An 11,294-nucleotide genomic window follows, 5' to 3' on the forward strand; every position below is an offset into this window, starting at 1 on the left:
GGTAGTAATAACTACTTTTTTATGTTAAATTTAAATTAATCTATAATAGAAAGATGCAAAATTAAATGGCAGATTCAAAAGATTGTTTAGACAAAAATGTAGAAGAAAACATTAAGTTTATTAGTTCAAAAATAATTGAAAAGAAAACAATATTATTTTTAGGAGCAGGTTTTTCTGCAAATTTTGGTTTTCCTTTATGAAAAGAATTATTAATTGCTGAATTATACTTGTAAGTGCAAGTAAATAAAATTGCAAAAAAATTCTCATATAAAAATTTCATAATGCTAAATTTATTTTATAAAAAAAGTAAGGAGTTTTTATATGAGTTATAAACATCTTGGCGTAGATGAAAGAATTTATATTGAGAATCAATTGAAATTTAAAGTTAAAATTAGTGAAATAGCTAAAAATCTTAATCGAAATATTAGTACTATTATTCGATAAATTAATAGAAATCAAGATAATAGTAATTATTTTTCATTGATTGCACAAAATAAAGCTGAAAATAGAAAACAATCACATATTTTTTTTCATAAGTTTAAAAATAAAGATTTAGTAAAATATGTGCAACAAAAACTATTATTAGGCTGATCACCTGAACAAATTTATGGCAGAATTAAAAATTTTCATAAACAATGAGTTATTAGTTTTAAAACAATTTACAATTGAATTTATTCTGGATTGCTTGATCAAGTTACTAGTAAAAATTTAAGAAGAAAAGGCAAAAAACGCAAATCTCAAGAAAATCGTGGCAAATTCAATAGCAAATCAATTAAAGAAAGAGATCTTAATATTAATGATCGTATAACACTTGGTCATTGAGAAGGAGATACTATAGTATCATCACGAGGCAAAAGTAAAAAATGTTTAATAACTTTAGTTGAAAGAGTATCACGATTTACTTTAGCAATATTAGTTAAAAACAGAACTACTAAAGTTATTAACAAAAATATTAGCCATTATTTATCAATTCTTCCTAAAAATATTGTTAAAACCATTACTTTTGATCGTGGTAAAGAATTTTCAAATTGACAACAACTTGAAAAAAATTTAGATGTGAAAATTTATTTTGCAAATCCATATTCACCTTGACAAAGAGGTACTAATGAAAATACTAATGGTTTAATTAGAGAAAAATTTCCTAAAAAATTTAATTTTTCAAAAACTTGTAAAAATGAAGTTCATAAATTTATATTGTCTTTAAACCAAAGACCAAGAAAAATACTAAATTATCTTTCACCGATAGAATATTTGGATAGAAAAATAATTTAGTTGCACTTACCTTTACAATTTAGCAATTTCTATTATTGAAAAAATAGAGAATGAATTTCAAGATTTAGATGATTATTATAAAAAAGAACTTAAGAATTTGAAGAGTATGGTTCAAAATAACTTTGATCTTTCAAGAGTTTTGGATAATTTAAAGAGTTTATTAGATACAAAAGAGAAAAAAGACAGTGCAAGTGCTTTTTTTATAGAAGAATATAGGAGTAAACTTGATATAGAAAAAAAGGAAATTGATAGTGAAAAAAAGAAATTTTAGAATTAATAAATAATAATTTTGATAAAATAATTACTACAAATTATGATAATATTTTTGCTTGAAATAAATTAGAAAATCCTAAACAATATATAAAAAATTGAATTAATAGTATTGAAGAATTAAATGATAAAGTATATGCAATTCATTGTTCAATAACTGGAATTAATTAAAAATCAAATGAAACAAGTGAACATAAAGTTAATAATTTGAATAAAAAAGGTAAAAAAAATAGAATTTATAGATACTTATAAAAGTTTTATTGAGAATTGAATTATTGAAAATTTTACAGAATCATTTAAAAAAATAATAGAAGATGCAGTAAATCAAAATTATACATTTATTTTTTTAGGTTATAGTTTTGAAGATCAGTTTGTAGCCAATAGTTTGGCGACTTTTATTTTAGAAAAAGCAAAAGTTAAAACATGAGAGAATGAAAATTTTGTTGTATTATTTAATGACTAGAGGCTTTTTAATAATCTGTGTATCTTTGTTTTACAAAGTTACTAATTTAGATTAATTCTGTCTTCAAATTTTATCATAAAATGAGCAATTGCTGTATTTCAATTTTGAATAGGCAATGTTCATTTTTTTGTTATATTTTCAATTGCCAAGTAAAATATTTTGAAAACTGCCATATCATTAGGAAAAACTTTTTTATTTCTGATGATTTTTCGTAATTGACTATTAACAGATTCAATAGCATTTGTAGTATAAATCACTCTTTTGATTTCTACTGGATAACTAATAAAAACCATAAATTGAGGCTTTTTAATAATCTGTGTATCTTTGTTTTACAAAGTTACTAATTTAGATTAATTCTGTCTTCAAATTTTATCATAAAATGAGCAATTGCTGTATTTCAATTTTGAATAGGCAATGTTCATTTTTTTGTTATATTTTCAATTGCCAAGTAAAATATTTTGAAAACTGCCATATCATTAGGAAGAACTTTTTTATTTCTGATGATTTTTCGTAATTGACTATTAACAGATTCAATAGCATTTGTAGTATAAATCACTCTTTTGATTTCTACTGGATAACTAATAAAAACCATTAAATTATCTCAATTTTTATATCAAGATTTAGTAATTTGAGGATATTGTTTATTTCATTTACTTTCAAACGATTCTAAAGCTTGCATTGCTTGTTCTTCACTACATGCACTATAAATTGGTTTTAAATCTGCAACTAGACCTTTTCGATGTTTGTATGAAACATATTTTAAACTATTTCTAATTTGATGAACAATGCATAATTGATGTTCTGTTTTAGGATAAACTGATTGTATTGCTTCTGACATGCCTGTTAAATTATCACTACAAGCAATAAGAATATCATTTAAGCCACGATTTTTCATTTCTGTGAAATTAGATAATCAAAACTTAGAACATTCATTTTCACTAATTCATAATCCTAAAACATCTTTTTTGCCTTCTAAATCAACTCCTAATGCTATATAAACTGATTTGTTAATAATCCGTTTATCTTGTCGTACTTTAACTACTATACAATCAAAATAAACAATAGGATAAATACTTTCTAATGGTCGATTTTGTCATGCTTTAACATCATCAATAACATCATCAGTAATTTGACTAATAACACTTTCACTAATATCAGCACCATGATATAACTCTTGCAACTGCATTCTAATGTCAGATAATGTCATTCCTTTTGCATACAAGGAAAGAACTTGTTGATCAAAACCATCAAATCTTCTTTGCCTTTTAGGAACTATTACAGGAGTAAAATTACTATTGCGATCTCTTGGTACATCAATTTCAATTTTACCTTGTTGAGTTATTAATTTTTTTGAAATTGTACCATTACGAGCATTTTCAGTAGTATTATGTTGATTTTTTTCATATCCTAAATAATTTTGCATTTCAGAATTCAACATTTTTTCAACTAATCTTTTTGTTAATTCTTTATATAAACCGCCAGGTTTAAAAACTGTTGTTAAATCTTCAGTATTTTCTAGTAATAAATCTACTGCTTTTGATATTGGATCATTATTATTAAAGTTATCTTTTTTAGCCATCTGTAACTCACTCTTTCTAGTCATTTAATTATATTTACTAGAATTAATTAAACATAGTTATTTTTGTAAGTTACACAGATTACTAAACATTTCCCTTGTTAATCTTTATTCTAAAGATTTTAATGAAAATTTTTATACATTTTTTTTGCCTAATCAACAATTATTAACTGATTTTACATTTCCCAATGGAATAAAAGTAGATAAACAGACTATTTCTTATTTTGCTGTTTATGAACCTTTTAATGATGGAATTTTTTTATGAAAAAAATTTCTAGAACCTTTTTTGTTTTATATAAAAACAAAAGGATATTATGTTCCAAATAATTGTTTTGTAAAACAAACTGATTTTTTAGGTTTTGCTAATTCATTTAATCCTTGAGTTAGAAAAATAAGAGAAGAACAAAGTGAAAGACGGAAATCTAATGAACTAAGTTTATCAGTTAATGTTGAAGCAGTAAATAGCTTAGAAAATGATAAACCTAATTCCAAAAAAATAAAAGAACAGTTATTTTGTATTAATTCAAATTTGTCTTTGTGTTAGATTGCTTTTTTTTAAATTGTTGTTTTAAGTATCAATCATAAATAATAGCAATAATAGTTAAAATGAAACCAATACCAAGAAAACCAGAAATAATATAACCTAAAGTATTACCACGCGCTTCATTAATTGTTCAATTAACTGATAAATTTCTTAGATTATTAATTTCTTTTGCATTCATATTTTCTAGCTCCTTAGAAGTATAATTAAGTTTTAAAGCAGCATTTCATAATTTTATACCAGTATCAGTAGTTCAAAATTCAACAATAGGTAAATTATTACCATGATAAATAGTAAAATATTGTCAGTTGCTAATATTATTTCAATTAACAGTTTGTAGTAGATATACATTATTATTGCTTTTGGCATTTAATTTAAAAGTAGTTTTTGGTTTTAATGTTCATAAATTCATTTTATTCATAGTAGTACTATCAATAGTAATAATATTTACAAATTGGATAGTATTATCATAGTTAAAATTAATTGTAAAACCGTCATTAGTATTAGTGCTATTAATATCATATAAATTATTATTTACTATTCCAACATATTTAATATTAGTATTAGTACTATTATCTAGTGTTGGCAAAATATTTTGATTATATATTAATACATGGTAAGTTATTATTTCATCTTCAAATTTAATATTAATTTCAGAATTACTATTAATAATAGTCGTAATATTATTATTAATATTTGGTAATAATGGTTGATTATCATTAATAGTAATATCTTTTAGCTCATCATTAGTTACATTTAAAATTAAACTATTATTACTAATTCAATTATTAGTACGATTAACTGCAGTGAGTTTATCTTTATAAATATATGAATTAATAAAATTAGTCAATTGTTCATCTTTAGTTTTAGTAAATTTAATATTATTAATTCGACTTCAATTGTTATTTTTACTATCACTTAGTAATAATTTACTTGTATTATTATTAATAAAACCAAGATTATCATTTATTCTTTGGAAATTGGCACAATAACCAATTTTAGTAAAAGTACCTAATTCATTTACAAAATAGCCAATTTCTTGTTCATCAATAAAAACACCTAAACCATCATGAAGTAAAATGAAATTATTCATATAATGTTCATTAATTTTTGTAAGTTTAATATCATTACTATCAGTAATGCTTAAATGATAAGGTTGTCCAAAAAATTTGGAGCTATTTTTGAGATTTACGTTTAAAATTCCTTGATTGTTACCAGTCTTGCTAAAAAAAACAGTAGTAGTACTAAACAGTGGTTCCTTATTAATAATTAATGGTTTTGTTGTAGCATTACCATTATCATCTATTGTTAAATAAAATAATTGCCCATTAACATCACGAATAATGCCACCATTATCATTAATGGCAACAAAAGAATTTAATAGTATTGGATTAGGAACATTAATATTAATTGGTTTGATATTACCATCAACTTTTAGAATATAAGAATTTTGATCACCACCAACAAAAACGCCAAAAGTAGCATTTATAGTAGTAAAACTAGTTTTACCTTTTCCATAATGATAGGGAGTAACTAAGTTAGTTACTTTTCCGTCTGTATTAATTAAGTCAGCACCAATATCGGTACTAACGATATTATTACCAAAGTTAGTAAAAGTATGATTTGGAGTTTCAATGGCAGTAGCATCATCACTAATACCATTTTTAGTCATTAAAAATGAATTATTAATAAAATTAATATCATCACTTTTATGAAAATTATTTAAAGTAGCAATTCCTAAGTTATCATCAAATCTAATAAAATTACTAATTTGTAAGTCTAAATTATTATATGTGCCATCCTTATTTAATAAATAAGATTGTGCTTGTGAATTTGTAAAAATACCAGCAATAGAATTAGTTGAATCATTTTCATTTCAATTATAAAAATTTCCACTTTCAAAAGCTAAGGTTAAACTTTGTTCGTTTAGGATAGTATTTTCTGATTTTATTTCTTTATGATGATAATTATTTATTTTCACTTGGCTTAAATTAGTAAAAGTGACTAGTGAAATAGTAACTAGTGTATATAAAATTTTAAACATATTATCAATTCCTTTAATATAAACTAATATTAATTATAAAGATTTTGAAGATAGTGTATAGCAAAATAATAAAAATAAGTTACAATTTATATATGATATTTTATAAATTAAGGAATGATTATAATTATGAAAAAAATTTTAACATTAATGGGTACTATTGCTTTTGGTAGTGGAATAGTAACGCCAGTTTTAGCTTGTTATGATCAACAACAAGATAGTATTTTAAAAGCAATTACTAATGGTAATGGTAATTATAATGGTTGAGAAGCAACTTTGTCAAAAGTTGGTATTAAAAAACCAGTGGATGTTCCTATTGATGGTCAAAGACCTGAAAAAGAACAAGTTATTAAAAATGAAGCATTAGAAAACAGTCTTGCACAATCACTTGCCAAATTAATTTTAGATAAAGCAAATATTAAAGAACCAACTTGATTTGATAGTCAATTAGAAGTGGGTACTAAATGTTATTATTTTACGATTGATAATGGTAAAATAGATGAATTAACAAAATCAAGAACTTGAGATGTTGATGCTTCAACTGGTAGAATTAGTATTAATATTACTTATCAAGTTGGAGTAGTAAATAATGATAAAAGTTTTAAAGTTGAACAATACATAAAAAAAACTTTTAATATAAAATGTTCTTATACACAAAGCGATTACATAGTTTATAGTTGTGTTAGTGATGTTACTAAATTATCAGAACAAATAGTACCAATTAGTGTTGATGAAAAAACTAAACCTGATATTGATAAAACATATGCTGATTTTTCTCAAAAAACTAAAACTTTAGTTCAAGAAGGAATAAGTTTAGCATTAAATAATAATCCTCATGTTAATTCTGTTAATATTAATATCAAAGGAATTGATGGTCAAAAAGTTACAAGTTCTGGTCCTAATAAATTAGAACTTAAAGTTAATTTTGTGATTATTTTTCAAGATTCATTAATTGACATGTCTTTACCTTCGCCTTATGATGATAGTAATTATGTTCCAACAATACTTCAATTTAATAGTTAAAAAGGAGTTTAATATGTCCAATAATTCAGAAGCAAAAAATAAAGATAAAGAGCCACCGTTAATTGTTGATGCCTTTACTTTTAAAAATATTGGTGTTAAGCAAGAGATCCATTCTTCATGAAAAAACTTTAATTGAAAAATAACTTCCAAAAATTTATTATTAATTTTTATTAGTGCTTTTTTAACAACTGTTTCCTTTTTTTATTTTATTAATCGTGCTGGTTTATATACTAATGGTTTATCAGCTTTTGCACAATTAATAGCTAAATTTATTGCCTTATCTTATAATGGCAGTATTACTGAACAAGAAACAACCCAAGCATTTTGATTTTATCCAGTATATTTTCTTATTAATGGTCCTATCATTATTTGAGGATTATTCAAGGTTGGATTTCGTTTTACTCTTTATACTATTATTTATTTGTTATTTCAAAACGGAATTAACTTTTTGTTAACATCAATTGATGTTCTTAAAAATTTTCAAGTTTTAGGTAATGAGCCATTAAAAGGTACTACAGATTATTGGCACTTAGTTTTACCACGTACTTTTATTTTTGCTGCTTTAGGTGGATTAATTTATGGTGCTGGTATTGGTATTTTATTTAAAACTGGTGGATCTAGTGGTGGTATGGATTTTATTAGTACTTATATTTCTATGAAACGTAAATATTCAATTGCTACTATTATTAGAAATACTAATATTATTATTGTTGTTATTGTTTTAATTCTTGATGGAACTTTTTTACAGAAAACTAGTCTTGTTGATAATTTTTTAGTTAGACCTTATTTTATGTCAACGCTTGTTTATATTTATGTAGCAGCTTTTGTTATGAATAGAGTTTATCCAAAATATATGTTGATGAGTGTCTTTATTATTTCTAATGAATTAGAGCAAATCCGTAATGATATTTATCGAAATAATTATTTACGTGGTGGTAATGTTTGAAATGTGAAAGGTTTGTATTCAGGTAATGAATATAAAATGATGATGACAACAATGTCATTATTAGAATATAATTTTTTTAAAACAAAAATAGTTCGAATCGATCCTAAAGTTTTTATGGTAGCAGTTCTTGCAAAATATATGCATGGTGGTAATGCAGGTAAACCTCCACAAAATGCACCTGTTAATATTACTGAAATTAATGATTTTTTAGAAAAAAACTAATAATATATATGTTATAATGTCATTATTTTTATAATAATAGGTTTTTAGACTTCTAAATATATTATCGGACTTCTCTCCGCAAGTACATGTGGGGAGAAGTCCGTAATTTAATTGTGAAAGTATTGAAAAACGCAAATAGTAAAAATCTTTTGCAGTTTGCAAAAAACCACATTTCTTCAAAATGTCTTGTATATACTGATTCTTGAAAAGGATATTGCGATTTTAAATCAGTTTTCACTAAGCATTAAACAGTTAACCATCAAGATGGCTATGTTTCAAAAATTGGTGTAAATACCAACCAAATTGAATCAGTTTGAAAACATATAAGAAGAACATTTAAAACACATATCAAAGTTGCAAAACATCATGTTCATTTATATGCTAAAGAAGCTGCATATAAATTCAACAAGATACCTAGTTTTGAAAATGTAATTCTATGTTTGATTTAAAAATGTGGGGAGAAGTCCGTAGATAGGCTTTTCTCAGCATTTATGTGATAAAATTAAAATATTACATAAAGGGAGAAAAGCCTAGATTATTACATCTATAGTTAGTCTTTTTCTATTTTTTATAAAAAAAAATTAGTTATAAACTATATTAAGAATTAAAAAAGAATGGAATAATTATGAAACATAATTTATCGCCAAAGGTTGTAAATGAGATTCTTAATAATATTCATACTGACTATAATAATAGTAGTAATCATTGATGAATTAAATTAATAAATAATCGTTTATGAATTAGTTTATGAATTATTACTACCATTATTGCTCTAATTGCTATTGGTGCTAGTATTGGAAATGTTTAGTAATCTGTGTAACTTACAAAAATAACTATGTTTAATTAATTCTAGTAAATATAATTAAATGACTAGAAAGAGTGAGTTACAGATCGCTAAAAAAGATAACTTTAATAATAATGATCCAATATCAAAAGCAGTAGATTTATTACTAGAAAATACTGAAGATTTAACAACAGTTTTTAAACATGGCGGTTTATATAAAGAATTAACAAAAAGATTAGTTGAAAAAATGTTGAATTCTGAAATGCAAAATTATTTAGGATATGAAAAAAATCAACATACTACTACTGAAAATGCTCGTAATGGTACAAGTTCAAAAAAATTAATAACTCAACAAGGTAAAATTGAAATTGATGTACCAAGAGATCGCAATAGTAATTTTACTCCTGTAATAGTTCCTAAAAGGCAAAGAGAGGATTTTTAATAATCTGTGTATCTTTGTTTACAAAGTTACTAATTTAGATTAATTCTGTCTTCAAATTTTATCATAAAATGAGCAATTGCTGTATTTCAATTTTGAATAGGCAATGTTCATTTTTTTGTTATATTTTCAATTGCCAAGTAAAATATTTTGAAAACTGCCATATCATTAGGAAAAACTTTTTTATTTCTGATGATTTTTCGTAATTGACTATTAACAGATTCAATAGCATTTGTAGTATAAATCACTCTTTTGATTTCTACTGGATAACTAATAAAAACCATTAAATTATTTCAATTTTTATATCAAGATTTAGTAATTTGAGGATATTGTTTATTTCATTTACTTTCAAACGATTCTAAAGCTTGCATTGCTTGTTCTTCACTACATGCACTATAAATTGGTTTTAAATCTGCAACTAGACCTTTTCGATGTTTGTATGAAACATATTTTAAACTATTTCTAATTTGATGAACAATGCATAATTGATGTTCTGTTTTAGGATAAACTGATTGTATTGCTTCTGACATGCCTGTTAAATTATCACTACAAGCAATAAGAATATCATTTAAGCCACGATTTTTCATTTCTGTGAAATTAGATAATCAAAACTTAGAACCTTCATTTTCACTAATTCATAATCCTAAAACATCTTTTTTGCCTTCTAAATCAACTCCTAATGCTATATAAAATGATTTGTTAATAATCCGTTTATCTTGTCGTACTTTAACTACTATACAATCAAAATAAACAATAGGATAAATACTTTCTAATGGTCGATTTTGTCATGCTTTAACATCATCAATAACATCATCAGTAATTTGACTAATAACACTTTCACTAATATCAGCACCATGATATAACTCTTGCAACTGCATTCTAATGTCAGATAATGTCATTCCTTTTGCATACAAGGAAAGAACTTGTTGATCAAAACCATCAAATCTTCTTTGCCTTTTAGGAACTATTACAGGAGTAAAATTACTATTGCGATCTCTTGGTACATCAATTTCAATTTTACCTTGTTGAGTTATTAATTTTTTTGAACTTGTACCATTACGATCATTTTCAGTAGTAGTATGTTGATTTTTTTCATATCCTAAATAATTTTGCATTTCAGAATTCAACATTTTTTCAACTAATCTTTTTGTTAATTCTTTATATAAACCGCCAGGTTTAAAAACTGTTGTTAAATCTTCAGTATTTTCTAGTAATAAATCTACTGCTTTTGATATTGGATCATTATTATTAAAGTTATCTTTTTTAGCCATCTGTAACTCACTATTTCTAGTCATTTAATTATATTTACTAGAATTAATTAAACATAGTTATTTTTGTAAGTTACACAGATTACTAAACATTTCCATCAAATCTTCTTTGCCTTTTAGGAACTATTACAGGAGTAAAATTACTATTGCGATCTCTTGGTACATCAATTTCAATTTTACCTTGTTGAGTTATTAATTTTTTTGAACTTGTACCATTACGATCATTTTCAGTAGTAGTATGTTGATTTTTTTCATATCCTAAATAATTTTGCATTTCAGAATTCAACATTTTTTCAACTAATCTTTTTGTTAATTCTTTATATAAACCGCCAGGTTTAAAAACTGTTGTTAAATCTTCAGTATTTTCTAGTAATAAATCTACTGCTTTTGATATTGGATCATTATTATTAAAGTTATCTTTTTTAGCCATCTGTAACTCACTCTTTCTA

12 protein-coding genes and 3 pseudogenes are annotated in these 11,294 nt (G+C 24.2%); 10 read left to right on the forward strand and 5 right to left on the reverse strand.

What is annotated here, in order from left to right; all coding sequences use genetic code 4:
* Positions 1-65: 65 nt before the first annotated feature.
* The 5 genes from AACL02_RS01520 to AACL02_RS01540 all read left to right on the forward strand — a co-directional run bounded on the left by AACL02_RS01520 (position 66) and on the right by AACL02_RS01540 (position 2,005).
* Complete coding sequence (locus AACL02_RS01520; protein ID WP_339042370.1) at positions 66-233, forward strand: hypothetical protein; 168 nt, start codon at positions 66-68, stop codon at positions 231-233.
* Between the two features lie 88 nt (positions 234-321).
* Positions 322-444, forward strand: coding sequence for a helix-turn-helix domain-containing protein (locus AACL02_RS01525; RefSeq protein WP_339042372.1), 123 nt, complete (start codon positions 322-324; stop codon positions 442-444).
* Positions 445-1,272, forward strand: coding sequence for an IS30 family transposase (locus AACL02_RS01530; RefSeq protein ID WP_339043481.1), 828 nt, complete (start codon positions 445-447; stop codon positions 1,270-1,272).
* Positions 1,273-1,378: 106 nt separating this feature from the next.
* Entirely contained in the window at positions 1,379-1,543 is a 165-nt protein-coding gene (locus AACL02_RS01535; RefSeq protein WP_339042374.1) for a hypothetical protein, read from the forward strand.
* Positions 1,544-1,720: 177 nt separating this feature from the next.
* Positions 1,721-2,005: an SIR2 family protein gene (locus tag AACL02_RS01540; protein WP_339042376.1), complete on the forward strand. Its 285-nt coding sequence runs from the start codon at positions 1,721-1,723 to the stop codon at positions 2,003-2,005.
* A 41-nt stretch (positions 2,006-2,046) separates the two neighbouring features.
* Here AACL02_RS01540 and AACL02_RS01545 read toward each other — a convergent pair.
* Together AACL02_RS01545 and AACL02_RS01550 are read right to left on the reverse strand one after the other, a co-directional pair.
* Positions 2,047-2,298 (reverse strand): annotated as a pseudogene (locus AACL02_RS01545) (transposase); the annotation flags it as partial.
* 47 nt (positions 2,299-2,345) lie between these two features.
* On the reverse strand, positions 2,346-3,584 hold the full coding sequence (locus tag AACL02_RS01550; protein WP_339043485.1) for an IS256 family transposase: 1,239 nt from the start codon (positions 3,582-3,584) through the stop codon (positions 2,346-2,348).
* Between the two features lie 145 nt (positions 3,585-3,729).
* Between AACL02_RS01550 and AACL02_RS01555 the strand changes: the two genes are divergently transcribed.
* Positions 3,730-4,125, forward strand: a complete 396-nt coding sequence (locus AACL02_RS01555; protein ID WP_339042378.1) for a hypothetical protein — start codon at positions 3,730-3,732, stop codon at positions 4,123-4,125.
* Here AACL02_RS01555 and AACL02_RS01560 read toward each other — a convergent pair.
* Complete coding sequence (locus AACL02_RS01560) at positions 4,100-6,166, reverse strand: hypothetical protein (protein ID WP_339042380.1); 2,067 nt, start codon at positions 6,164-6,166, stop codon at positions 4,100-4,102. The genes AACL02_RS01555 and AACL02_RS01560 overlap by 26 nt on opposite strands.
* A 126-nt stretch (positions 6,167-6,292) precedes the next feature.
* On the opposite strand from AACL02_RS01560, the gene AACL02_RS01565 reads away from it, so the two are divergent.
* From AACL02_RS01565 to AACL02_RS01580, 4 genes and pseudogenes are all read left to right on the forward strand, one after another.
* Positions 6,293-7,186 carry a hypothetical protein gene (locus AACL02_RS01565; protein ID WP_339042382.1) on the forward strand — a complete coding sequence of 298 codons (894 nt, stop codon included), beginning with the start codon at positions 6,293-6,295 and terminating at the stop codon, positions 7,184-7,186.
* Positions 7,187-7,199: 13 nt separating this feature from the next.
* The gene (locus AACL02_RS01570; RefSeq protein WP_339042384.1) at positions 7,200-8,354 is read left to right on the forward strand and encodes a YitT family protein; all 1,155 of its coding nucleotides are present in this window, start codon (positions 7,200-7,202) and stop codon (positions 8,352-8,354) included.
* Between the two features lie 86 nt (positions 8,355-8,440).
* Positions 8,441-8,602 (forward strand): transposase, encoded by a 162-nt coding sequence (locus AACL02_RS01575; RefSeq protein ID WP_339042386.1) that lies wholly within the window; start codon positions 8,441-8,443, stop codon positions 8,600-8,602.
* A gap of 642 nt (positions 8,603-9,244) precedes the next feature.
* Positions 9,245-9,568, forward strand: a pseudogene (locus AACL02_RS01580) (transposase); the annotation flags it as partial.
* Between the two features lie 41 nt (positions 9,569-9,609).
* Here the strand turns inward: AACL02_RS01580 and AACL02_RS01585 are convergent.
* Both AACL02_RS01585 and AACL02_RS01590 read right to left on the reverse strand, forming a co-directional pair.
* Positions 9,610-10,848 (reverse strand): IS256 family transposase, encoded by a 1,239-nt coding sequence (locus AACL02_RS01585; protein WP_339043487.1) that lies wholly within the window; start codon positions 10,846-10,848, stop codon positions 9,610-9,612.
* 91 nt (positions 10,849-10,939) lie between these two features.
* A pseudogene (locus tag AACL02_RS01590) lies at positions 10,940-11,275 on the reverse strand (transposase); the annotation flags it as partial.
* Positions 11,276-11,294: the final 19 nt, after the last annotated feature.

The organism is Spiroplasma endosymbiont of Apeira syringaria (genome assembly GCF_964020205.1).
In the GTDB taxonomy this organism is placed as follows: Bacteria; Bacillota_I; Bacilli_A; order Mycoplasmatales; family VBWQ01; genus Spiroplasma_E; species Spiroplasma_E ixodetis_A.